General features: G+C 60.1%; 20 protein-coding genes. 10 read left to right on the top strand and 10 right to left on the bottom strand.

What is annotated here, in order from left to right:
• Window positions 1-4 precede the first annotated feature (4 nt).
• Together ASD95_RS05010 and ASD95_RS05005 are read left to right on the top strand one after the other, a co-directional pair.
• Window positions 5-724 (top strand): heme-copper oxidase subunit III family protein, encoded by a 720-nt coding sequence (locus tag ASD95_RS05010; protein ID WP_056722917.1) that lies wholly within the window; start codon window positions 5-7, stop codon window positions 722-724.
• A 13-nt stretch (window positions 725-737) separates the two neighbouring features.
• Window positions 738-1055 carry a cytochrome C oxidase subunit IV family protein gene (locus tag ASD95_RS05005; RefSeq protein WP_008053359.1) on the top strand — a complete coding sequence of 106 codons (318 nt, stop codon included), beginning with the start codon at window positions 738-740 and terminating at the stop codon, window positions 1053-1055.
• A 30-nt stretch (window positions 1056-1085) separates the two neighbouring features.
• Here the strand turns inward: ASD95_RS05005 and ASD95_RS05000 are convergent, their stop codons facing one another.
• From ASD95_RS05000 to ASD95_RS04990, 3 genes are all read right to left on the bottom strand, one after another.
• On the bottom strand, window positions 1086-1646 hold the full coding sequence (locus tag ASD95_RS05000; protein WP_056722916.1) for a hypothetical protein: 561 nt from the start codon (window positions 1644-1646) through the stop codon (window positions 1086-1088).
• Window positions 1647-1783: 137 nt separating this feature from the next.
• Window positions 1784-2074 (bottom strand): hypothetical protein, encoded by a 291-nt coding sequence (locus ASD95_RS04995; RefSeq protein WP_056722915.1) that lies wholly within the window; start codon window positions 2072-2074, stop codon window positions 1784-1786.
• Between the two features lie 268 nt (window positions 2075-2342).
• Window positions 2343-3296: a LysR substrate-binding domain-containing protein gene (locus ASD95_RS04990; protein ID WP_056722914.1), complete on the bottom strand. Its 954-nt coding sequence runs from the start codon at window positions 3294-3296 to the stop codon at window positions 2343-2345.
• 132 nt (window positions 3297-3428) lie between these two features.
• Here ASD95_RS04990 and ASD95_RS04985 point away from each other — a divergent pair, with 132 nt between their 5' ends.
• Window positions 3429-4598, top strand: coding sequence for a M20 aminoacylase family protein (locus ASD95_RS04985; RefSeq protein WP_056722912.1), 1170 nt, complete (start codon window positions 3429-3431; stop codon window positions 4596-4598).
• A 59-nt stretch (window positions 4599-4657) separates the two neighbouring features.
• Window positions 4658-5446: an ABC transporter substrate-binding protein gene (locus ASD95_RS04980; protein WP_056722910.1), complete on the top strand. Its 789-nt coding sequence runs from the start codon at window positions 4658-4660 to the stop codon at window positions 5444-5446.
• Window positions 5447-5610: 164 nt separating this feature from the next.
• Here the strand turns inward: ASD95_RS04980 and ASD95_RS04975 are convergent, their stop codons facing one another.
• Entirely contained in the window at window positions 5611-5931 is a 321-nt protein-coding gene (locus ASD95_RS04975) for an isochorismate lyase (protein ID WP_056722908.1), read from the bottom strand.
• Window positions 5932-6075: 144 nt separating this feature from the next.
• Here ASD95_RS04975 and arsN2 point away from each other — a divergent pair, with 144 nt between their 5' ends.
• Complete coding sequence (arsN2, locus tag ASD95_RS28320) at window positions 6076-6525, top strand: arsenic resistance N-acetyltransferase ArsN2 (protein WP_082562909.1); 450 nt, start codon at window positions 6076-6078, stop codon at window positions 6523-6525.
• 95 nt (window positions 6526-6620) lie between these two features.
• Here the strand turns inward: arsN2 and mhpT are convergent, their stop codons facing one another.
• Window positions 6621-7838, bottom strand: a complete 1218-nt coding sequence (gene mhpT / locus ASD95_RS04965; RefSeq protein ID WP_056722906.1) for a 3-(3-hydroxy-phenyl)propionate transporter MhpT — start codon at window positions 7836-7838, stop codon at window positions 6621-6623.
• 345 nt (window positions 7839-8183) lie between these two features.
• Between mhpT and ASD95_RS04960 the strand changes: the two genes are divergently transcribed.
• Window positions 8184-9491, top strand: a complete 1308-nt coding sequence (locus ASD95_RS04960) for an OprD family porin (RefSeq protein ID WP_223542105.1) — start codon at window positions 8184-8186, stop codon at window positions 9489-9491.
• Window positions 9492-9551: 60 nt separating this feature from the next.
• On the opposite strand, the gene ASD95_RS04955 is transcribed toward ASD95_RS04960, so the two are convergent.
• On the bottom strand, window positions 9552-10040 hold the full coding sequence (locus tag ASD95_RS04955) for a MarR family winged helix-turn-helix transcriptional regulator (RefSeq protein ID WP_056722902.1): 489 nt from the start codon (window positions 10038-10040) through the stop codon (window positions 9552-9554).
• A 214-nt stretch (window positions 10041-10254) separates the two neighbouring features.
• Here ASD95_RS04955 and ASD95_RS04950 point away from each other — a divergent pair, with 214 nt between their 5' ends.
• The 4 genes from ASD95_RS04950 (at window position 10255) to ASD95_RS04935 (ending at window position 15841) form a co-directional block, all read left to right on the top strand.
• The gene (locus ASD95_RS04950) at window positions 10255-11085 is read left to right on the top strand and encodes a p-hydroxycinnamoyl CoA hydratase/lyase (RefSeq protein ID WP_056722899.1); all 831 of its coding nucleotides are present in this window, start codon (window positions 10255-10257) and stop codon (window positions 11083-11085) included.
• Window positions 11086-11168: 83 nt separating this feature from the next.
• The gene (locus ASD95_RS04945) at window positions 11169-12617 is read left to right on the top strand and encodes an aldehyde dehydrogenase (RefSeq protein WP_056722897.1); all 1449 of its coding nucleotides are present in this window, start codon (window positions 11169-11171) and stop codon (window positions 12615-12617) included.
• A gap of 90 nt (window positions 12618-12707) precedes the next feature.
• Entirely contained in the window at window positions 12708-14591 is a 1884-nt protein-coding gene (locus ASD95_RS04940) for a feruloyl-CoA synthase (RefSeq protein WP_056722894.1), read from the top strand.
• A gap of 8 nt (window positions 14592-14599) precedes the next feature.
• Window positions 14600-15841, top strand: a complete 1242-nt coding sequence (locus ASD95_RS04935; protein ID WP_056723137.1) for a thiolase family protein — start codon at window positions 14600-14602, stop codon at window positions 15839-15841.
• Window positions 15842-15934: 93 nt separating this feature from the next.
• Here ASD95_RS04935 and ASD95_RS04930 read toward each other — a convergent pair whose 3' ends face one another.
• The 4 genes from ASD95_RS04930 to ASD95_RS04915 form a co-directional block, all read right to left on the bottom strand.
• Complete coding sequence (locus ASD95_RS04930) at window positions 15935-18151, bottom strand: DUF3604 domain-containing protein (protein ID WP_056722892.1); 2217 nt, start codon at window positions 18149-18151, stop codon at window positions 15935-15937.
• A 39-nt stretch (window positions 18152-18190) separates the two neighbouring features.
• Window positions 18191-19189, bottom strand: a complete 999-nt coding sequence (locus ASD95_RS04925) for a HupE/UreJ family protein (RefSeq protein ID WP_056722890.1) — start codon at window positions 19187-19189, stop codon at window positions 18191-18193.
• Window positions 19186-20097: a peptidyl-prolyl cis-trans isomerase gene (locus ASD95_RS04920; protein ID WP_056722888.1), complete on the bottom strand. Its 912-nt coding sequence runs from the start codon at window positions 20095-20097 to the stop codon at window positions 19186-19188. Before ASD95_RS04920 ends, ASD95_RS04925 begins: the two co-directional genes overlap by 4 nt.
• A gap of 244 nt (window positions 20098-20341) precedes the next feature.
• Complete coding sequence (locus tag ASD95_RS04915) at window positions 20342-21514, bottom strand: helix-turn-helix transcriptional regulator (RefSeq protein WP_056722886.1); 1173 nt, start codon at window positions 21512-21514, stop codon at window positions 20342-20344.
• Between the last annotated feature and the right edge of the window lie 110 nt (window positions 21515-21624).

Here is a 21624-nt window from a genome sequence, read left to right as displayed (position 1 = left end):
AGCCATGGCATTGCACTCACAAGCCCAAGCCCAAGCCGAGACCAGTTTATCCAATCCGCCAGGCTCGCCCCCTGCACCGGGATGGCAGGGCATCGCCAGCGACTGGGCCTCGGATAAGGAGGCCTTCAAGCAGGTGCCCTGGGGCAAGGCGATGATGTGGATATTCCTGCTCAGCGACACGTTTATATTCACCTGTTTCCTGACCGGCTACATGTCGGTACGCATGACCATCACCAGCGCCTGGCCGAACCCCAGTGAGGTGTTCGCGTTGACGATCGGTGGCAAGGAAATTCCGCTCATCCTGATTGCCATCATGACCTTTGTGCTGATCAGCAGCAGCGGTACCATGGCCATGGCCGTCAATTTCGCCTATCGCCGTAACCGCGCGAAAACCACGGCCCTGATGCTGGCGACCGCTGCCCTGGGGGTGACTTTCGTCGGCATGCAGGCATTTGAATGGAGCAAACTCATCGCAGAAGGGGTGCGCCCCTGGGGCAACCCCATGGGAGCGGCGCAATTTGGCGCCAGCTTTTTCATGATTACCGGTTTTCACGGACTGCATGTATCGATCGGCGCTCTCTATCTCAGCATTGTGGCGCTGAAAGTATGGCGCGGAGATTATGAGCGCTCCGGAAATTATCAGAACGTCGAGATAGCCGGGCTTTACTGGCACTTCGTGGATCTGGTGTGGGTATTTATTTTTGCATTCTTCTATTTATGGTAGAGGAGCACGGGTGATGGCACATGCTCAGGGTCAGCAACATCCGATCAGTTTGTACCTTAAGATCTGGGGGCTGCTGTTCGTCCTCAGCACGCTGTCGTACCTGGTCGACTATTTCCACTTCCATGGTTACCTTCGCTGGTCCCTGATTATCACGTTCATGTTGTTGAAGGCAGGATTGATTGTCTCCATCTTCATGCATATGGCATGGGAGCGCCTGGCCATGGTCTACGCCATACTGGTGCCACCCTTGTGTTTACTGGTGCTCATCGGGCTGATGGCCACCGAGGCAGACTATGTTTTCCTCAGCCGGGTCATTTTCTTTGGCCAGTAAGCAGCTGTCGGATGGCCTTGAGTCTCCTGGCTAACCCGATATCACTCGCTTGAACTGATGCCATTTGTGCTGCCAGGCCACTGTCCAGTGGGGGGCTGCAGTTCCGGTGCCGGCAATCTTCAGCTTCGGATGCTGTTTGATTACCTGGTCCAGTACCGATTCCTGATTCGGTTCAACATCCACGAAGAAGATATGTTTACCTTCTTTTACTGCCTGTTTGAAATTGCGGAAGTGAGTGTTCGGCACCTGGAACCCAAAAAAGCCGCCTTCCCAGATGCAGAAGCCCAATACAACAATGGCAAGGAAAATAAAGGGCATCCAGCCTGCGGGGGATTCGGTCCAGCCCATCCAATAGGCGCCGCCCAGGACAAGTGCCGCGAGTGGCACGCCGATCACCGCACCAATCTCACCAGAATGAACAGCATCCTGTTCCATTAGCGAACTGATCTCGTGGAGGTGATGTTCTTCTACATCAGCAACTTTTTCACTGAGTACATGGATCTGTTCGGAATTGATGCCGCTGGCTTCCAGTTCATATTCAACGTTTTCAAGATCGTTGAGATTGTCACTGATGTAATAGTGTCGATTCATGCCACACCTCCCGTTTCGGGTTTGCTGTAGACCTCCGATGTCCGGCAGCAGTCGGTAGCTGTACTGTGGGGGGGAACGTTGCACACCTCGTGCAATCTGAAAAAAAGTATAGCACTCACCATCATGCGGACCGGACGCTAGTTGATCTGCACAATGACCGGACCTTCCGTTACGATCGGTGGGTTCGAGTGAATATTCGATGCATTTTTCTGAATCCATTCACGCGCGACTTTCAGGCTCGCATCGCTGCCGGCCTTGTCCGTGCAAACAGTCACCGACGTGCCACCATCACCCGTATTCAACAGTGTGTAGCTGACGAGGCCAGGTACTGTCCGCAGGGTCGCTTCGACGTCGGCATTACGCTGTTCCAACAGCCCGAAAAGCTCCTTTGCTCCAGTACCCAGGTAGGTTCTTATAACTGCGTACATAGTCGTCTCCCTTGGGAGTGCCGCCTTGAGGCCGATCCAGATCCGTTGATGGCCGCTATCACTCAAGGTTTCAGTTCGCCCTGATTTATTAAGCTTAGCCAAACGCAGGCGACAATCGTAATGCAACGACCACCGGCCATTTTTGGCCGAGAGCCGCCTGTCGCCACGTGCAGGAATCAGTCAGAAGAGAACGCTTGTCGCCGGTACCTGCGGCCAGATTCGGCCCAAAGACGTCCTGACGTATCAGACATAAAACTGTCGGGTCACCTCACAGCCGCAGCCGTAAGGTTTCAAACAGCGCGCGGTCTTCCTTTTTGGCCGAGCGCGCATGGCGCCGAATGACCTGTAACAGGCATTCGGTGAAGCAGACCGCCGGATTGCTCAGTGCGCCATTGCGGCGAGTCACGATGCTCAGCTGTCGGGGCTCGAACTGCTCAGTCAGCCCCAGTGATACCACACGCCCCAGAAATGGCGGGGCTGTGCTTACGATGGACGGCCCCCAGGTGCACATGTCGGCCCGCTCGACCATCATCTGCAAAATGGCCAGTGAATGAGCACGCACGATTCGATTCTCATCAATTTGCGCGCCGTGTTTCCAGAACAGTTCCTGCATCAGCCCATCGTGCCCGTCCGGCGCGTAGTTCAGGGTCCAGTTTTCTTCCAGTAACTCGTGGATCGATCGCGCATGCTGTCGGGCGTGACCTTCGCGGACCAACACCGAGGTCTGGTAATCGAGCAAGGTTTCGCAGGCGAACTCCTGACTCGATTGTGTGGGATGGAGTTGGCCAATCGCGAAGTCCATGCTGCCGTCGCGCAGCAGCGGTTGGGCAACGGCCATCAGGCTTTCGAACAGTTCCAGCTTGATTTGTGGCATACGTTCGCGAAACACCGACACGACTTCGGGCAGGAAGGTCAGGGCGACCCATGGGGTGATCCCGACGCAGAGCCGGCCTTGAGCCTTGCCACGCATGTGATCAAGCTCGGTCTGTGCGTGCTCCAGTTGCTTGATCACCAGCCGGGCGTGAGTCAGCAGCACTTTGCCGTATTCGGTGAAGTTCAGACCGCTGGCGGTTCGGGTAAACAGCGGTAGCTGCTGGCTGGTTTCCAATTCGCGCAACGCTTTGGTCACAGCGGCCTGGGAAATCTGCAGCGAACGAGCGGCCGCGCGGATACTGCCGGTTTCGGCGCTGGCAATCAGCGCCTGCAATTGATGCAGTTTCATCTGCTCACCCTGGTGACAACTCATGGTTGTCATCATAACCAAACTGCGCCTCCCCAGCCCAGCGTCCGTTCCCTAAGATCGACCCCAACAGCGCATTCGCTGCTGCACAGCCCCTGTCGAAGGAGAACACCCATGGATGCCGGCCTGGTCCTGCCTGGTATTGCCGCGATGCAAGATGAAATGATCGCGATACGCCAGAGCATTCACGCGCACCCTGAACTGGGTTTTGAAGAATTCGCCACCAGTGAACTGGTTGCAACGTGTTTGACTCAGTGGGGCTTTGAGGTCAGCACCGGGGTGGGCAAGACCGGGGTCGTTGCCACCCTGGAAAATGGCGAGGGTCGGTCCATTGGCTTGCGCGCTGACATGGATGCGTTGCCGATACAGGAAACCACCGGTTTGCCCTATGCCAGCCGGCTCGACGGTGCCATGCATGCCTGCGGTCACGACGGTCATACAGCAGTCCTGCTGGCAGCCGGTCAGTATCTGGCCCGGACACGGGCGTTCAAAGGCACCGTGCACCTGATTTTCCAACCGGCGGAAGAAGGGCTGGGCGGTGCCAGGAAAATGCTGGAGGACGGGCTGCTCGAACGGTTTCCGTGCGACGCGATCTTCGCCATGCATAACGTGCCGGGTTATCCCGTCGGGCATTTGGGTTTTTACAGCGGACCATTCATGGCGTCCGCCGACACGGTGAACATCAAAATCATCGGCAACGGTGGCCATGGCGCGGTGCCGCACAAAGCCGTCGACCCGGTGGTGGTCGCTGCCTCGATCGTGATGGCCCTGCAAAGTATCGTCTCGCGCAACGTCAACCCGCAGGAGATGGCGATTATCACGGTGGGCTCCCTGCATGCCGGGAGCGCCTCGAATGTCATCCCGTCCAGCGCCGACCTGAGCCTGAGCGTACGCGCTCTGACCCCCGGGATTCGCCACTTGCTGGAGGTCAGAATCACTGAATTGGTCAAGGGCCAGGCCGAGAGTTTTGGCGCCCGGGTCGACATCGATTACCAGCATTGCCATCCGGTGTTGATCAACGATCCCGAACAGACAGCATTTGCCCATGAAGTCGCCCGCGACTGGCTGGGAGAGGAACACCTGATCGATGACTTGCGACCGTTCACGGCCAGCGAGGACTTTGCTTTTGTCCTGGAAAAATGCCCCGGCAGCTATCTGGTGATCGGCAATGGCGAGGGAGAGGGCGGGTGCCTGCTGCACAACCCCGGCTACGACTTTAATGACGACTGCCTGCCGGTGGGCGCCAGCTATTGGGTCAAGTTGGTCGAACGTTTTCTGTGTTGAGACAGCGCATTTTCGCCCGTTGTGCCGGTAAAAAATCTGCGGCCTGAAGAGGAATAAAAATGAACAAGATGATTGCAGCCGTTTCCCTGGTGTTCCTGACGGCCTCGAGCCTGGCGGGGGCGGCCGACTGGTCTGGCAAAGTGTTGAAATTGGGGGTGGACCCGACGTATCCACCGCTGGAATACAAGAACCAGGATGGCACGCTGACCGGCTTTGGGGTCGACATCGCCGAGGCGTTGTGCGCCGAACTGAAAGCCCGATGCGTCTGGGTGGAAAGCAGTTGGGACGGGATGATCCCGGGACTGCTGGCGCGCAAGTTCGATGCGGTGGCGTCGTCGATGACCATCACACCCAAACGCCTGGAGCAGATTGCGTTTACCGACAAGGTCTCCAATGCTCCGGCACGGTTAGTGGCCAAACGTGGATCGGGATTACAGCCGACCCTCGAATCGCTCAAGGGCAAGCGCATTGGTGTGGAGCAGGGTTCGACCCAGGAGCACTACGCCAAAGCGGTTTGGGGTGCCAAAGGCGTGGACGTTCTTTCCTATCAAAATCAGGATCAGGTATACGCCGACCTGGTCGTGGGGCGACTTGATGCCTCGTTGCAGGGTGCCATTCAAGCCAGTTACGGTTTCTTGAAGACAGCGGCGGGTAAGGACTATGAATTTGCCGGTGCCACTCTGGATGCCCCGGGCTTCTTCGGCGTCGGTGATGGCCTTGGTCTGCGCAAGGAGGATGTCGCGTTGCGCGAAGACTTGAACAAAGCCCTGGCAACCATTCTCGCCAACGGTACTTACGCGCGGATCAACAACAAGTACTTCGACTTTGACGTCTACGGCGCCCGGTAACGGCGCCCGGTAACGGTGCCCGGTAACGGTGCCCGATAACGGCGCCAGGTAGCGCGTCGTCGTTAGTTTGAACAGGGCGCTCGTTCGAGCGCTCTATTGCCCCCTTCAATTCTGCCGTCGCCGGGCTCGCGACCGACCCATGGCGAACAGCCCGGACTTTAGAGTCAGGTGTCGGATTGATGAGCCGCCCAGTGTTTCATTTCTTCTGCAATGAAGTGGTTCACCAGGTCACTGTACATCTTCTCGATTACATCAGGGCTCAGGCCCTCAGCCTCGGCCCACTCGCGTCGTGTCGCCAACATGGCCTTGAAACGCTCCGGAGCACGCACCGAAGTCACTGAGGTCTTGTACTTCGAGGCAGCCAGTACGTAGTGAAAGCGCTTGCCCAACAACTTGATGACAACCTGGTCAAGGGCATCGATTTCGCGTCGGATATCCTCCATGCCTGCACACTCTTCGGGCTGCAACTGATTGATAACGTCCATGTAGGTGACTCCGTTTGCTGAGATGTTCGTGGGTTCGGAAGAAGTAACGGCGCGCGGTCTTTCGTGAGGGCGGCTATTGAGCTGCCTGGCCACTTCATTGAGCCTGCTAGCATTGGATGTCAGCGAGCCAAACAAGGGTGGACCATGGAGACAAGAAAAGTAGCGCTGAATGAAATGGACCATCTGCGCAAATCATTAAGCCAGGCAGGGCTGCCCTTCAGTGATGTCAGCGAACCGGATCGACAGTTTTACCGGTTTGAAGTGGATGGGCAATGGGTGGCTTATGGAGGGCTCGAAGGTGCGGGTTCCGATCTGTTGCTGCGCTCGATAGTCGTTTGTGAGACGCATCGTGGGGAGGGGCTGGGTAAAGCGGTGTTGTCTGAACTGGAACGCTTGGCGCTCTCTCAAGGTGTAATCCGGTTGCACCTGCTGACCCAGGGCGCTGCTGGTTTTTTCGCTGCCAATGGGTACGAACTGCTTGGCAGGGACGAGGCACCTGAGGTGATCACCCAGACCGTTCAATTCAAGCATTTGTGCCCCGCATCGGCGAGCTATCTGCGCAAGGTGCTTAACCGTCTCCCTTGTACTGATTAGTCATTGATGCGCATCGATTGAGGCTGATTCGGTGGTCAAAAAAATGCCCGGCCAATTGCCGGGCATTTTCATTTCTGCGACCCAGGTTACGGAGCTCAGTTTGCCGCTTGCGGTTGAGACTCGGTGGTCGCTCCGTTGCGGGCGATCACGGTCAGGATCGACAGCGCGGCGATCACCAGCCCTGGTGACGTTGCCAGCAGCACGCCCGTGGTGCCGGCACCGGCGGCGAGGATCTGGCCGGCGGCCAGGGGGCCTGCCACCGAGCCGAGCCGGCCGATGGCCACGGCCGCGCCGACTCCGGTGGCGCGCACCGATGTCGGGTAGGAAGGGGGCGCCAATGCATACAGCACCAGCTGTGCGGCCATGACGAACAACCCGACGGCAAACCCGGCGATGGCCATTGGCACGATACCCACCGACAGGCCGACCCCGGCCAGCGCCGCCAACACCCCGGCGTACACGAACAGGACCACTTTCAGGCCGTTGCAGCGGTCCAGCATCACCCCGCCGAGCAGCGAACCAATGGCGCCGCCGATGTTGAACAGCATCTGCACCATGCCTGCCTGGGGCTTGGTGAAGCCCTGTTCCAGCAACAGTGAAGGCAGCCAGTTGAGCAGCATGTACATCACGGTCAGGGTGAAGAAGTAGCTCAACCACAAGGCCAGCGTGCAGCGTGCGCGTCCTTCGCCGAACAGCGCCTGAGCGGTAGACGAGCGTGAGCTGCTGGTCGTGATGTGTTGCTGGCGGAACGCGGTGGATTCGGGCAGCAGCAGGGCCATCAGCGGCACTACGAGCAAGGGCGTCAGACCGCCGATGATGAAGGTGGTTTGCCAGTGCTCACTGGAAAACATCGCCACCACGGCCGCCAGCGCGCCGCCCAAGGGCACGCCGCAGTACATGACGCTGATGGCGGTACCGCGATGGCGCTCGCTCACGGCCTCGGCACACAAGGCAATCAGGTTGGGCAGGGCGGCACCCAGGCCCAGGCCGGTCATGAAGCGCACCAGCAGCAGGCTGGAGTAGTTCTCGACATAGGCGGTGCAGAGCGAGAAGACACCAAACAGCAGCACGGCGCCGACGAGGATTTTCTTGCGGCCGATACGATCGGCCACCCAGCCGCCAAAAAACGCACCCGGCAGCAGGCCGATGATCCCGGCGCTGAACACCCAGCCCATCATCTTCGGGTCCAGGGCAAAGCTCTGGCGCAATCCCGCGGCAGCGGTGCCGGCAGCCTGCAGATCGAACCCCTCGATCAGCGCAACGATAAAGCACAAAGCGATTGTCAGCGTCGAGCGACGCGATGGACTGTCCATGGGTGAACCTCATTGTTGTTTTTGTTATGCAGTCGAGCCCGCCATGTGTTTGGGGTGCCGTCGCTGACCGCTGGTGATTAAGATAACAAAGATAACTAAAAAAAGAACACCGTCCTGAAAATTGTAAAAAACACAAATAAAGTGTTTAAAAACAGTCTATTAAGAATGCATTCAGATGGTTATGTGAAAATAGATAATAATATTAATGTTCGATTATCGGTCATCTGCGATTGACGGCGACCCTTGGCTGTTTCCATTCTCTGGTCGTGAAGCCGGCAGTCCCGTGCGGATCCGGCACCCACGAACAACAATAAAAAGTGGACATCGAACATGCCAAAACGCCCTATGAACAGCGGTTCCGTAGCGTCACTTCCCTGCGTCTGCAGTGTCCATCCAGGGTGGGTCGTGGCACTGCTAGGCGTCAGCGTTCTGCCCTCTGAGCTGCGGGCCGAGGGGTTTATCGAGGACAGTCACGCAAACTTGACCCTGCGCAATTACTACATGGACCGTGACTACAAGGATGGCGGGGCCAAGTCTGCTGCGCGGGAGTGGGCCCAGGGGTTCATCCTTGGCATGGAGTCGGGGTTTACCGAAGGGGTTGTGGGTTTCGGTCTGGACGTTCGCGGGTTGCTGGGGGTCAAGCTCGACTCCGCGCCGCATCGCAGCGGCACCGAGTTGTTGCCGGTGTCGGCCAGCGACAAGCGCGCGGCGGATGAATATTCACGGCTCGCCCCGACAGCCAAACTAAGATTTGCCCAATCCACGGTGAAGAGCGGCGATGTCTCGATTTTCCTGCCGTTCGCTTTCGCCAGCCCATCGCGACTGTTGCCACAGACCTTTCGCGGCACGACCCTCAGTTCCAAAGATTTCGATGGCCTGACCCTCAACACCGGCTACATCGACCGCATCAACAAGCGCGATTCCACGGACTATCAGGCCATGAGTATCGCCACGCCAAACCGGCGATTCAACGGCGCCGCCACGACCTCGCATCTGGCGTACGTGGGGGGCGATTATCAGGTCAACAAAGAACTCAGTCTGCGCGCCTACCATGCGGAGGTGGCCGAGTTGTACCAACAGGACACCCTGGCGCTGCTGCACAACCTGCCGCTCGGCGACGGTGTGTTCACCAGTGACTTGCGCAGTTTTTTCAGCCGTGAGGATGGCGCCGCCAAAGCGGGTGAGGTGGACAACCGCAACCTCTCGGCATTGTTCGGCTACCGCCTCGGCGGGCACCGTGTGAGCCTCGGCTACATGCATTCCAGCGGCGACACGGCGACGCCCTACATCTCCGGCACGGAGTTGATGGGCATGAGCGAACAGACCATGGCTTCGGATTTTCTCAACGCCAAGGAGCGCACCTGGCAAGCGATCTATGACTACGACTTCGTCGCGTCCGGGGTGCCCGGCTTGAAGGGAAGGTTGCGTTACGTGCGCGGCGACAACATTGAGCTGGCCGCCTTCAACGCCGAGGACCGCAAAGAGCGCGAATTCCAGATGGAACTGGGTTATGTGATTCAGAGCGGTCCGCTGAAAAACGTCGGGCTGTTGGCGCGCAAGGCGATCTATCGCAACGACTTCCCGAGCGGTACGGCCTTTCGTGACGAAAACCAGACCCGGTTCCAGGTGCTCTACACCTTGCCTATCTGGTAACGCCAAGTTGCTCGATGTTCCTGGCCGGCCACCCCTCGGGGGTGTGCCGGCATAACGCGTTCAGTCCTGATAAACCTTCTTGAGCAGGCGCAGCAGTTCTTCGCGTTCCCCGCCGGTCAGCGCTGACGTGGAGTCGAAATCGCTTTGCGCGGCGATTTGCTTGAGCTCCTTGAGCAAAGTTTCGCCGGTCTTGCTCAGGAAGATCCCGTAGGAGCGTTTGTCCGGCTTGCAACGCACCCGCACCGCCAGCGCGCGGCTTTCCAGTTTATTGAGCAGCGGCACCACCTGCGGCGGCTCGATGGCCAGGGCCCGGGCCAGGTCGGCCTGCATCAGCCCCGGATTCTGGTCGATGATCGCCAGGGCCGAGAACTGCGCGGGGCGCAGGTCGTGGGCTGACAGGCGACCGATCAGGTTCTGGAACAGCTTGAGTTGGGCGCGCCGCATCGCGTAGCCGATCAGGTCATCCAGTGCCGAATCCAGCGGTGCCTGCAGCTCGGCGGTGGCGGACGGGGACTCGCTCTGGTCGGCGAGGGGAGAGGGCTTGGCCATTGCGGGTGAATCCTGAAGAGGTGGAGGTTAACAAGTGTATCTAGTTTGCCGGGGTTGGCCGCTGATAGCTATGCCCGTCGTTCACCGCGATGGGGTGGAAGGATATTTGCGGGTAGATAAAAAAATGGTTAATTAGATTAATAGTTAATTGACATAACTAAATCGCTCCTTTAATTTCCAGTCATCTTCAAGCCAAGAACAAGAGAGCATCGCCATGAGCAATTACGAAGGTCGCTGGACAACCGTCAAGGTCGAGATCGAAGAAGGCATCGCCTGGGTCATCCTCAATCGCCCGGAAAAACGCAACGCCATGAGCCCGACGCTCAACCGGGAAATGATCGATGTGCTGGAAACCCTGGAGCAGGACCCGGCGGCCGGCGTGTTGGTGCTGACCGGTGCCGGTGACGCCTGGACCGCGGGCATGGACCTCAAGGAGTACTTTCGCGAAGTGGACGCGGGCCCGGAGATCCTCCAGGAAAAAATCCGCCGCGAAGCCTCGCAATGGCAATGGAAACTGTTGCGCATGTACGCCAAGCCAACCATCGCCATGGTCAACGGCTGGTGCTTCGGTGGCGGCTTCAGTCCGCTGGTGGCCTGTGACCTGGCGATCTGCGCCGATGAAGCAACCTTCGGCCTCTCGGAAATCAACTGGGGCATCCCGCCGGGCAACCTGGTGAGCAAGGCCATGGCCGACACCGTGGGCCACCGTCAATCGCTGTACTACATCATGACCGGCAAGACCTTCGGTGGGCAGAAAGCCGCCGAGATGGGCCTGGTCAACGAAAGCGTGCCCCTGGCGCAACTGCGTGAAGTCACCGTGGATCTGGCGCGCAACCTGCTGGAGAAAAACCCGGTGGTGCTGCGTGCGGCCAAGCATGGCTTCAAGCGCTGCCGCGAGCTGACCTGGGAGCAGAACGAGGACTACCTGTACGCCAAGCTCGACCAGTCGCGCCTGCTCGACACCGAAGGTGGTCGCGAACAGGGCATGAAGCAGTTCCTCGACGACAAGAGCATCAAGCCCGGTCTGCAGGCCTACAAGCGCTGAGACTGATCGCCGGGTGCATGTCTGCCCCGGCGCTCTGTATCGCTCGACTGTATTCCCGATAAAGACAATAAAGAGGAATCACCATGCTGGACGTGCCCCTGCTGATTGGCGGCCAGTCGCTGCCTGCCCGCGACGGTCGGACCTTCGAACGCCGCAACCCGGTGACCGGTGAAGTGGTATCGCGGGTAGCCGCCGCCACCCTGGAAGATGCCGATGCCGCGGTGGCTGCGGCCCAGGCAGCGTTTCCCGCCTGGGCCGCCCTGGCGCCCAATGAACGTCGCACCCGTTTGCTCAAGGCCGCCGAGCAGTTGCAGGCGCGCAGCGACGAGTTCATTGCTGCGGCTGGCGAAACCGGGGCCATGGCCAACTGGTACGGTTTCAACGTGCGGCTGGCGGCCAACATGCTGCGTGAAGCGGCGTCGATGACCACCCAGATCAATGGCGAAGTCATCCCTTCGGATGTGCCGGGCAGTTTTGCCATGGCCCTGCGCCAACCCTGCGGTGTGGTGTTGGGCATTGCCCCGTGGAACGCCCCGGTGATTCTCGCCACCCGCGCCATCGCCATGCCGCTGGCGTGCGGCAATACCGTGGTGCTCAAGGCTTCGGAGCTGAGCCCGGCGGCACACCGCCTGATCGGCCTGGTCTTGCAGGATGCCGGATTGGGCGATGGCGTGGTCAACGTCATCAGTAATGCCCCGGCCGATGCCCCGGCGATTGTCGAGCGGCTGATCGCCAACCCGGCGGTGCGGCGGGTCAACTTCACCGGTTCGACCCATGTCGGGCGCATCGTTGGTGAGCTCTCGGCGCGTCACCTCAAACCGGCGCTGCTGGAGCTGGGCGGCAAGGCGCCGTTGCTGGTGCTCGATGATGCCGACCTGGATGCAGCGGTGGCGGCGGCAGCCTTTGGCGCGTATTTCAATCAGGGCCAGATCTGCATGTCCACTGAACGGCTGATCGTCGATGCCAAGGTTGCCGATGCCTTCGTCGCCAAACTGGCGGCCAAGGTCGAGACCTTGCGCGCCGGTGATCCTGCGGCGACGGATTCAGTGCTCGGTTCGCTGGTCGATGCCAGTGCCGGCACGCGCATCAAGTCGCTGATCGATGATGCCGTCGCCAAGGGCGCGCGGCTGGTGATTGGCGGGCAACTGGAAGGCAGCATTTTGCAGCCGACCCTGCTCGATGGTGTCAACGAGAGCATGCGCCTGTACCGCGAAGAGTCCTTCGGCCCGGTAGCGGTGTTGTTGCGTGGTGATGGCGATGAAGCGTTGTTGCGTCTGGCCAACGATTCCGAGTTCGGGTTGTCGGCGGCGATCTTCAGCCGTGATACCGGGCGTGCCCTGGCGCTGGCCCAACGGGTCGAGTCGGGCATCTGCCATATCAATGGCCCGACCGTGCACGACGAAGCGCAAATGCCCTTCGGCGGGGTCAAGTCCAGCGGCTACGGCAGCTTTGGCGGCAAGGCATCCATCGAGCATTTCACTCAGTTGCGCTGGGTCACCTTGCAGCATGGACCACGGCATTACCCGATCTGAACCGCAGAAATAACAATAAAAAAGGCTGCAGCTACCACCATACCCATTCGTGCGGCTTGGTGGTAGCGTGCCTTGATGGAGAACAAGCACGTGAGTTCCGAATTCAGATCGCAACCCCACACCGAGGCCGGCGCGCCGCGCTACCGCCACGTGTCCATCGGTCGCGCCGCGGTCGAGGTGACAGAGCGGCAGGGCGCATTGCACATGCGTTCCCTGGAGCCATTGGCCGAGTATCCGCCGCGCCTGCTTGACCGTCTGGTGCATTGGGCCCGGGTGCGTCCCGAGCAGACTTTCATTGCCGCCCGCCAGGCCGACGGTGAGTGGCGCCGGGTCAGCTATGCCGAGATGCTCGACAGCGTTCGCGCCATTGCCCAGCGCTTATTGAGTTACGGGCTGTGCGCAGAGAAACCGTTGGTGCTGCTTTCGGGCAACGACATCGAACATTTGCAACTGGCGTTCGGTGCCCTGTACGCGGGCATTCCCTACTGCCCGGTATCGCCGGCCTATTCGCTGTTGTCCCAGGATTTCGCCAAGCTGCGTCACGTCTGCGAGCTGCTGCAGCCCGGCCTGGTGTTTGTCAGTGACGCCGCGGCCTACCAACGCGCCATCGAGGCGGTGCTGCCGGCCCAAACGCCATTGATCACCGTCCGTGGCCAAATCGCCGGGCGTAACCAGGTCAGCTTTGCCAGCCTGCTTGAGCAGCCGGGCGGGGCCGAGGCCGAAGCCGCGTTTGCCGGCACGGGGCCGGACAGCATCGCCAAGTTCCTGTTCACCTCTGGCTCGACCAAACTGCCCAAGGCGGTGATCACCACCCAGCGCATGCTGTGCTCTAACCAACAGATGCTGTTGCAGACGTTTCCGGTGTTCGGCGAAGAACCGCCGGTGCTGGTGGACTGGCTGCCATGGAACCACACCTTCGGCGGCAGCCATAACGTCGGCATCGTGCTCTACAACGGTGGCAGCTTTTACCTGGACGACGGCAAGCCCACGGCGCAGGGTTTCGCGCAGACCCTGCGTAACCTCAAGGAAGTGTCGCCCACCGCCTACCTGACCGTGCCCAAGGGCTGGGAGGAACTGGCCTCGGCACTGGAGCAGGACGCGGAGTTGCGGGAGATCTTTTTCAAGCGCATCAGCCTGTTTTTCTTTGCTGCGGCCGGTCTGTCGCAAAGCGTCTGGGACCGCCTCGACCGGATCAGCGAACAGCACTGCGGCGAGCGTATCCGCATGATGGCCGGGCTCGGCATGACCGAGGCTTCACCGTCCTGCACCTTCACCACCGGGCCGTTGTCCATGGCCGGTTATGTCGGCTTGCCGGCGCCCGGTTGCGAGGTGCGCCTGGTGCCGGTGGACGGCAAGCTGGAAGGGCGCTTTCGTGGGCCGCACATCATGCCCGGCTACTGGCGGTCACCGCAGCAGACGCTCGATGCGTTCGACCCGCAGGGCTTCTACTGTTCCGGCGATGCGCTCAAGCTCGCCGACCCGCGTGATCCGCAATTGGGGCTGATGTTCGACGGGCGTATCGCCGAAGATTTCAAATTGTCATCCGGCGTGTTTGTCAGCGTCGGGCTCTTGCGCAGTCGTGCGGTGCTCGAAGGTTCGCCCTATGTCCAGGACCTGGTGGTGACCGCGCCGGATCGCGAATGCCTGGGCGCGTTGGTGTTTGCGCGGATGTTCGAATGTCGACGGCTATCAGGGTTGGCGGCCAGTGCCAGTGACACCGAGGTGTTGGCCAGCGCGCCGGTGCGCGAATGGTTTGCCGGCTGGTTGCAGCGACTCAATCGCGACGCCACGGGCAATGCCAGTCGCCTGGAATGGATCGCCTTGCTCGACGAGCCGGCGTCTATCGACCGGGGTGAAATCACCGACAAGGGCTCGATCAATCAGCGTGCGGTATTGCAGTGGCGCGCGGAGCAGGTCGAGGCGCTGTATCGCGGGCTCGATCCGGCCATCCTGCGTGCCGGGGCGAAGTCGTGAGCGAAGTCCTGAACACCGGCGGGCAGTACTCGGCCTTTACCGATGCGGCGATTTTCGATGCGGTGCGCACGCCGTGGGTGGACCTCGGCGGGGCGTTGGCCGAGGTGTCGCCGATCGACCTGGGCATCAAGGTCGGGCGCGAAGTACTGGCGCGCGCGCAAGTCGATCCGCTGGCGGTCGACAGCGTGCTGGCGGGCTCCATGGCCCAGGCCAGCTTCGATGCCTACCTGCTGCCACGGCACATTGGCCTCTACAGCGGCGTGGCGCAGTCGGTACCGGCACTGGGGGTGCAGCGCATCTGCGCCACCGGTTTCGAACTGCTGCGCCAGGCCGCCAGGCAATTGGATGACGGCGTGCAATTGGCTCTGTGCGTGGCCACCGAATCGATGTCGCGCAATCCGATTGCGGCCTATACCCATCGAGGTGGCTTCCGCCTTGGCGCGCAAGTGCAGTTCAAGGATTTTCTCTGGGAAGCCTTGTACGACCCGGCCCCCGGGGTGGACATGATCACCACCGCCGACAACCTGGCGCGGCGTTATGGGCTGAGTCGCGAAGCGGTGGACGCCTACGCCTGTGCCAGTCATCAGCAGGCGTTTGCGGCACAACAAGCGGGGTGGCTGGCACCCGAGATCGTTGCCGTGGGGCATCAGGTGTTCGAACTGCAAGGCTATCAGCCACGGGGCATCCGCCTGTCACGCGGTGTCGCCACGGTGAGTCAGGACAGCCACCCACGACCCGGTGACATCGCGGCGTTGGCCCGGTTGCGCAGCGTGCACGAAGACGGGGTGCAAACCGCCGGCAACAGTTGTGCGGTGGTTGATGGCGCGGCGGCTGCCCTGGTCGGGCGCGCTTCGGCCTGTCGGGATACACCCTTGGCCTTGCTGCGGGCCAGCGCGGTGGTCGGGGTGGCGCCGGAGTTCATGGGCATCGGTCCGGCACCGGCGATTCGCCTGCTGTTGCAACGCAGCGGCCTGAACCTGGAGCAGATCGGTCGCTTTGAAATCAACGAAGCCCAGGCCGCCCAGGTCTTGGCGGTGGCTCAGGAACTGGAACTGGACCCTTCGCGTATGAACGTCCAGGGCGGTTCGTTGGCGCTTGGCCACCCCTTGGCCGCCAGCGGCTTGCGTCTGGTGCTGACCCTGGCCCGACAACTGCGTGAGCACAATCTGCGTTACGGCGTCGCCGCGGCCTGTGTTGGCGGCGGGCAGGGCATGGCGCTATTGATAGAGAACCCGGCCTGGTGTGCTTGAGATTTCCTCGGCTGGCGGACAGCCTGTGTTGTCCGCTAATGAACGGTTCGTGAGGGTATTGATCTTGCTGCAACGGGGCGTCCAGCCCCGACGCTACTTGACCTCCTCAACTTCATAATTCACATAGCCAAACTCATTGCTGCGAACCGCCATGTATTTACCGTTTTGCTCGAATACTGTGGCCTCGAAGGGCGTACCGCCGAGTGTTGTCACCAGATGCCCGTCCTTGATTTCATATTTGGCCGGCACGCCAAACTGGCCGTCATGCAGCAGGTTCAGGTATTCCCCTTGCGTAGGCGGCTTGCCATCGACGCTGGTGACCAGGCGTTGGCCTCCTGTTCCATAGACGATCTCGAACGTCTGGCCCGTGACGGTATTGCGCACCTTGATGGTCTTACCCACCACGTAGGCTTGCAACTGCTCGTTAGTGAGCGCTTTGGCGCCTTCGCTTTTCAGCTGGTCGATGGTTTTGCCAGCAGCGACAAGCTTGCTGTCCTCAACGGTCGGCGTGTACCAGATCGGCGAAGTCCACGCACGCTCCTGGACGGTGGCCGAGACATCGGCCGGTGGCGGCACTTGCAACTTGGCCGCGTCATAGGTGCTCCAGCGCGGGGTCGGAATCTGGAGCACGCGGGCGTAGTAGAACGCGTGCTGGGCCGGATCGAAATCCGGATCGACCCAGACTTTTTTCAGCTCGGTGGCACCAATGGTATTGGTGTAAGTCGCCTTGGAAACATCGACCGTGGAACCCACCGGTGGGATTTTGCCGGTGGCCTGGTCCGGTTGGCGATCACCGGACCAGGCGACGTCGTAGATCTTCTCGAAGGTCTGGCCGTTTTTGGTCCAGCCCTTGATGATCTGGATTCGGTCGAGGTTGCCATCGTCGACATCCTTGACCGCCCACACCACGAAGGACGGCGCCTGTTTGCCCTGTTTTGCCGGCAAGTCGCCGCCCATGGGAACGCCCTTGGCGTAGGCCGCATGCACCCAGTCTTTTTCATTCCACAAACCGCTGTCGAAGCCCCAGCCACCAAACATGCGCACGGGGATGCGCACGCCGCTGGTGCCATAGACTTCTTTGCGCTTCATGGCATCGAAGATCGCTTCGCGGGTGTTTTCTTCGGCCCAGACACCGGCCAGACCGGAAGTGCTGGTTTGCAAGGCAATCAACCCCGAGTTCTGTTTGCCGGAAAGACGCGCCGCCGGGGTGCTGTCGGTAAAGCCGTGGGAGCCGAAGTTGTAGCTTTGGGAATAAGGAATCACCCCATTGTGCGAGTCGCTGGCGCCGACCACGCCCATTTTGTAGGGGTTGTATCCACGGGCTTGCTGCAAAGCCATGCCGTTTTGCCAGGCTTGCCTTACGTAACTGCCATTGATTTTCGACGTGCTGTTGTCGATGCCGAGCAGGAAATTCATGATTTCATAATTGGCAAATTCGTCTGTCGGCGACAGTTCGGGGTGGGTTTCCGAGGTGCCCTTTACCTGGTGAATTTCGGTGAGGGATTCATTGCGCATCCGCGTCTCGGCCCAGGCGGCATCGATGGGGCGGCCACGGTCATCTACGTCCACTGGGAACATCAGGCCGTTGCTGAGATTGGCGTTGTGGGAGATCGCCAGCACCTCGTTGCCTTTTTTGCGTTGATCGTCCATCCAGCCCCACAAATCCTCCGGTTTGTCCGAATCGAGGGCTGTGAAGGGCAGGTCCGGCACCTTCTTCGAGTCGCGAAAAAACACATTGCGGTGCATGTTTTGATTGTTGGGGGCCGAGGTCCATTCATAGGCGACAAACGTGGTGAACTTGCCGGGCTTGTAGTACTTGTCGGCGATGGCGATGCTCTGCTGCCAGATATTGCCGGCGACCTTCGGATCGATCAGCTCCTTGATCGGGTGGCTCAAGCTGCCGGCGATCCATTTGAACACCCGGTTGAAATCTTCCGGGGTTTTGACAATCAGCTTTTGCGCGATGGGCTGCTTGCTGAAGTCTGACTTCGGATCGTTGGCCAGGGCGATTACGCCCACGTATTCCGAGTGGTCGGTCACGCCATGGAAATCCAGCGGGCGACCCTTGAGTTGTACTTCAAACCCCATTGGATGCTTGATCGGCATCCCCAGTGAGAATTGGTACGTCTGCTCGGGATCGACCTGGTGGTTGCCGATCAGGTAGGCATCAATTGACCAGGAGCTGTGCGAGTGCGTCTGGCCAAAGTAAACCTCGCGATCCGGGTTGCCCTCTGCCAATGCCAGCGTGCTGACAGTAAACACGGCGCAACCGAGCAGTGTTGGTGCGGTGAAGTGTGTAGGGTTTTTCATATTCCACGTCTCCGGAATACGGCAATGACAGGGTGCAACTCAGGACAGGAAACTCGAGACTCTTTCGAAAAACCAGAAGGCAGCCAGCGTGCCCAACCCGTAAGAAGCAATTGGTCGGGCATACAGGACTGCAGGCTGTGGCAATCGACAGCGCAGCAGCAGTTCGCGCAGGCTCAACACGACGGCGACGAACATCAACTGGCCGATCTCGACGCCGACATTGAAGGTGAACAGCGCCAGCGGCAGGTCGCGCTGCGGCAATCCGATTTGCGCCAGCGCACCGGCAAAACCGAAGCCATGCAACAAGCCAAAACAGAACGCCACCACCCATGGCCACTGGAGTGTGAAACTGGTTTCGTCACGGTTCTTGCGGGCGATTTCCACTGCCAGCAACAGAATGCTCAGCGCGATCGTCGCTTCCACAGGAGGGCCGGGCAGCCGCACCGCACCCAGTGTAGCGAGTGCCAGAGTGACGGAATGGGCGAGGGTGAATGCGGTGATGGTCTTCACCAGCATCCAGCCATTACTCACCAGCAACAGGAGACCGAAGACGAACAGCAGGTGATCGAAGCCTCCCAGGATGTGCTGGATGCCATGGACCAGAAATGCACCGGCCACCGAAAACGCTCCCGGCGTGGCAGCGATCTCTATCCAGGGTTGCGCAGGGTGGACGAGGGTGGTCGTCAGGCTGCCATCCAGGCGCGAGACACGCACCAGCACATCGGTGATGCTCGCTTGCAGACCGATGAATTCAATACGTTGCCCGACCAGCCCTGCGGGACCGGCATCAATGACGCGACGCTCGATCAGTGAATCGTTCAGTTCGCTTTCCACGGGCTCAACGACAGTACGAATACCTTCGGCAAACCGGAGCGCAATCGGCAATCGCATGCCTGAAAGCAGCGGCGTGCGCCACAATGCGTCATAGCGCCCGACGGCCGTTTCGTTGAGTTCCAGGTAAGCAGGGCGCGACTCATGGGCCATGGCCGGCAGCCCCATGAGCCAGAGCACCAACATCAGCCAGACTGCGCGCCTCATCGCGACCGCTGCGTCTGTGTGGCGGCAATCGCACCGGAAGAAGCAGGCATCATCACTACGACCTCATAGCGTGCTTTCAGTGCATCGAAACTCGCGCGTTTCGATGCACTGCGCTGTTCGGACAACCAATCGGACTTGACCTGCCGGGCCACGGTTTCGAAGGGCGGAGGAGGTGATTTGGTCAGTGCATCAATCCACACCAGATGCCAGCCAAAACCCGACTCCACAGGCCCCGCCCACCCCCCCGGCGTTTGTTTGAACAATGAAGTGGCGAACGTTGAACCAAAGACCCGCGCCACCTGATCCCGGGATTGTTCTGTATAGGCGTTTTTGAACATGAAGGCATCGCCTTCACCACTGTTTTTGTCAGATAGCCCACTGAGTGCGGACTGAGCCTGCGCTTGCGCATCCGCGCCACGTTTGTCGAAGGCGAAAAACAAATGATGGAAGGTCAAAAGTGGCGGCGGGGCATATTGGTCCTGATGCTGGTTGTACCAAGTCTCAAGTACACCGGGTGCCGGTTCGCGAAGTGACGCTATATCCTCGGCGAGGAAGTCCATTTTTTGCGCCAGTCGGCGGCGAATAATAGTGTCGTCTTTATCCAGGCCAAGTTTCAGTGCTTCGCGATAGAGGATTTCCTCTTTCACATATTCCTCAATCAGACCCTGCAACTGTTGCTCCGATGCGGGTCGTTGCCATCGTGCCAGCCAGGAAATCGCGATCCGCTGAACAACTTCGGGGGTGATTTCGATGCGTTGCGGATCTTGATCAAGGGTTGAACGGTGTAAACCTCCGTACAACACAAAGAGTGCAAAGCCTGCGATCAGAAAGTGCAATAGCGGCTGGTGGAGACATCGCTTGATTAACGAAAATCGAGATTCTTTCGCTTCGCAGACGCTAGAGTTCATGACTTATTGCCCCACGCCATTCTGCGAATGGTTTTCGCAGCAGAACGGAGTATTGCTGCTGTGACGCAACTTTCCACCAAGGCTAATCACCATAAGCACTATGGCTTAGTCGCAATCGGATTAACCAATTCCCCTAGGCCGTCCAGTCTTCTGTCTATACAGTCCGGGACGGAGCGCATGTCGCCATTTTCACCCGTCAGCGCGGCTTTCGGTGCAACGGGTTGATACGGCTGCGATATGACCGCTATCCCAACGACGCCACGCTATTGAGCAAGGTCTTGACCAGTTGCGCCTGGCGCGTGGCGCCGGTCTTGGCGAACACTCCGCGCAGGTGGGCGCGCACGGTGTTGCGCGAAACTCCGAGTGCCTCGGCCGTCTCGTCGAGGGTCTGGCCGTCCATGACCAGCATGGCCACTTCGGTTTCCGTGCGGGTCAGCTGAAACAGGCTGCGCAGCAGGTCTCGGGAGGCTTGGGGCGAGTCGGCGGGATCGCGGATGAATACCACCACTGCGGGGCGTCGGGCGCTGTTGTGGGTCTGGTAGTTCATGGCAATCGGGCGCAGCAGCAAGTTCAGCGGCATCTCGCCGCTGGGCCGCGACAGGGTCAGGACTTGCAGGTCGTCGAGGCCCCGCGGGCGCTGTTTCAGCACCGCCTGGATGGCCTGCTGCAGTGTGCGGTTCTCATGGTTGGCGAAGGCACAGAGCTTGTCGTGCTTGCACTCCAGGCCGTCATGGCTGTCGAACAGGCGCTGGGCGGCACGGTTGCAGCGCATCATCCGGCCGTTCTCGTCGAGGATGGCCGTGCCCACCATCAGGCGGTCGATGGTGGCCGCGTAGAGCTGGCGTTCGGCATCCAGTTGATCCACCGCCGAGTGCAGGTCCACCGCCTGTTGCAGGTGCGGCAACAACAGGCGGATCAGGTTGAGCTGCGCCGGGGTGAAGGCTTCGCTGGCGTGGTCGCGGCAGGCGAACAGCGCGCAGTGCATGCCGGCGGCGGTGCGCATGTTGGCCACCAGCACATCGCGCAGGTCCAGGGGCTGCAGGTAGTTGCGGTAGAAATCATGGGCCAGCCAGGCCTCTGTGCCCAGCACCTGGTCGGCACTGGCCACCTGGTCCGCGGGCCAGTCGAGGAACGGGCAGATCGAATAGAAGTGCTCGCTGTAGGAGGGCTCGCCGGGCAACAGCGCGCCATGCACCGAGGCATTGACGATCAGCCCGGGGCGTTCATGGTCGGGGTTGCGCAGCACCAGGGTGAAGAAGCTGACGGCGAAGCGCTGGCGCAGGGCTTCGAGCAAACTGGCCCAGGGCGTTGGCTCCAGCGTGCCGTGGTAGACCAGCCCGAGCAGGCTGCTGAGCTCGGCAGAGGGGATGTCGATGCTGGCGTGCAGGTCCGGGCAGGTGGAAAAGGGCAGGGTCATGCGCGCCTCTTTGGCTGCGTGTTGTCATGGGCGAGTATCGACCGGGGTTACGACAGCAAAATCGTCCGTTTGGCCTAGGGGCGCAGCGCATGCCCAAGGGGCAGGCTGCG

Source organism: Pseudomonas sp. Root71 (assembly GCF_001429045.1).
GTDB classification, from domain to species: domain Bacteria; phylum Pseudomonadota; class Gammaproteobacteria; order Pseudomonadales; family Pseudomonadaceae; genus Aquipseudomonas; species Aquipseudomonas monachiensis.
Note: the sequence above shows the minus strand (reverse complement) of the source record. Positions and strands in the feature narration are given on the sequence as shown.

Excerpts from the sequence above, each read along its gene's own strand:
- ASD95_RS05010 (WP_056722917.1), top strand. The coding sequence starts at position 5 with ATGGCATTGCACTCACAAGCCCAAGCCCAAGCCGAGACCAGTTTATCC.
- ASD95_RS05005 (WP_008053359.1), top strand. The coding sequence starts at position 738 with ATGGCACATGCTCAGGGTCAGCAACATCCGATCAGTTTGTACCTTAAG.
- ASD95_RS05000 (WP_056722916.1), bottom strand. The coding sequence starts at position 1,646 with ATGAATCGACACTATTACATCAGTGACAATCTCAACGATCTTGAAAAC.
- ASD95_RS04995 (WP_056722915.1), bottom strand. The coding sequence starts at position 2,074 with ATGTACGCAGTTATAAGAACCTACCTGGGTACTGGAGCAAAGGAGCTT.
- ASD95_RS04990 (WP_056722914.1), bottom strand. The coding sequence starts at position 3,296 with ATGAAACTGCATCAATTGCAGGCGCTGATTGCCAGCGCCGAAACCGGC.
- ASD95_RS04985 (WP_056722912.1), top strand. The coding sequence starts at position 3,429 with ATGGATGCCGGCCTGGTCCTGCCTGGTATTGCCGCGATGCAAGATGAA.
- ASD95_RS04980 (WP_056722910.1), top strand. The coding sequence starts at position 4,658 with ATGAACAAGATGATTGCAGCCGTTTCCCTGGTGTTCCTGACGGCCTCG.
- ASD95_RS04975 (WP_056722908.1), bottom strand. The coding sequence starts at position 5,931 with ATGGACGTTATCAATCAGTTGCAGCCCGAAGAGTGTGCAGGCATGGAG.
- arsN2 (WP_082562909.1), top strand. The coding sequence starts at position 6,076 with ATGGAGACAAGAAAAGTAGCGCTGAATGAAATGGACCATCTGCGCAAA.
- mhpT (WP_056722906.1), bottom strand. The coding sequence starts at position 7,838 with ATGGACAGTCCATCGCGTCGCTCGACGCTGACAATCGCTTTGTGCTTT.
- ASD95_RS04960 (WP_223542105.1), top strand. The coding sequence starts at position 8,184 with ATGAACAGCGGTTCCGTAGCGTCACTTCCCTGCGTCTGCAGTGTCCAT.
- ASD95_RS04955 (WP_056722902.1), bottom strand. The coding sequence starts at position 10,040 with ATGGCCAAGCCCTCTCCCCTCGCCGACCAGAGCGAGTCCCCGTCCGCC.
- ASD95_RS04950 (WP_056722899.1), top strand. The coding sequence starts at position 10,255 with ATGAGCAATTACGAAGGTCGCTGGACAACCGTCAAGGTCGAGATCGAA.
- ASD95_RS04945 (WP_056722897.1), top strand. The coding sequence starts at position 11,169 with ATGCTGGACGTGCCCCTGCTGATTGGCGGCCAGTCGCTGCCTGCCCGC.
- ASD95_RS04930 (WP_056722892.1), bottom strand. The coding sequence starts at position 18,151 with ATGAAAAACCCTACACACTTCACCGCACCAACACTGCTCGGTTGCGCC.
- ASD95_RS04925 (WP_056722890.1), bottom strand. The coding sequence starts at position 19,189 with ATGAGGCGCGCAGTCTGGCTGATGTTGGTGCTCTGGCTCATGGGGCTG.
- ASD95_RS04920 (WP_056722888.1), bottom strand. The coding sequence starts at position 20,097 with ATGAACTCTAGCGTCTGCGAAGCGAAAGAATCTCGATTTTCGTTAATC.
- ASD95_RS04915 (WP_056722886.1), bottom strand. The coding sequence starts at position 21,514 with ATGACCCTGCCCTTTTCCACCTGCCCGGACCTGCACGCCAGCATCGAC.